Source organism: Pseudomonas sp. 2822-15 (assembly GCF_002742515.1).
GTDB lineage: Bacteria > Pseudomonadota > Gammaproteobacteria > Pseudomonadales > Pseudomonadaceae > Aquipseudomonas > Aquipseudomonas salomonii.
This window is the reverse complement of record NZ_LJRY01000091.1, coordinates 1-695: the sequence shown is the minus strand read 5'-3', so window position 1 is coordinate 695 and position 695 is coordinate 1. Positions and strand designations below refer to the sequence as shown.

Genomic DNA, 695 nt, shown 5'->3' with positions numbered 1-695 from the left:
GAGCAGCAATTCACCCGGCACCACTGGCGCGTCAACTACGACCACTACATCGTTTGCTTCTGGTTGGTCGGCTTGGCACTCGCACTCGACATTCCAGACGAGCAATGGCATCGCTTGTTGGCCTTGATCGGCAATGATGGCGAAGACGTACTTCTTGATCGGATCATTGCCAGCCGCAGCCCAGACCGCAAGATAGGAGCCGTGCTTCTATATCCCAAACCCTATGGTCGTTTGTTGAAGGCAGTAAATGCGCCCTCAGATTCTCAGGCACCGTTGCTCAAAGCCTTTGTCGAGCACTGGTATCTGGAAGTGCGCACTGGCGCGAAATCCGGATCAGACCCGCAAGCGGTCAGCTATCGGCATCCTTATTGGTATACCTATGGCGACCAGAACTTTGAAGGCGGGGCTTATTTTGGTCGTTGGTGTGTAGAAGCCGTGGCTGCCGTGAAGGCGTTTGGAATGGATGACTCGCCATGTCTAGGTCAAGAGCATTATCCGGGAGACCTTTTGAGACCTGATGGCCCTGGCACTCACCCGGCAAGAGAGACAACAGAGCCACATCCACCGTTGGCTTCAGCAAAGAAAGCCGGCTTTTGGGCCCGAATTTTCACCCGGTCCAGTGATAGATAAGCGCCAGTGTGATCAAGCAAGACACGGCTATCGCAAGGCACGCACCTGCCGAGAAGTGCCAACGT

General features: G+C 54.8%; 1 protein-coding gene. It reads left to right on the top strand.

What is annotated here, in order from left to right; translation table 11 throughout:
- Positions 1-630, top strand: a 630-nt coding sequence (locus tag AOA59_RS00515) for a PoNe immunity protein domain-containing protein (RefSeq protein ID WP_099485450.1), incomplete at its 5' end; no start/stop codon positions are given.
- Between the last annotated feature and the right edge of the window lie 65 nt (positions 631-695).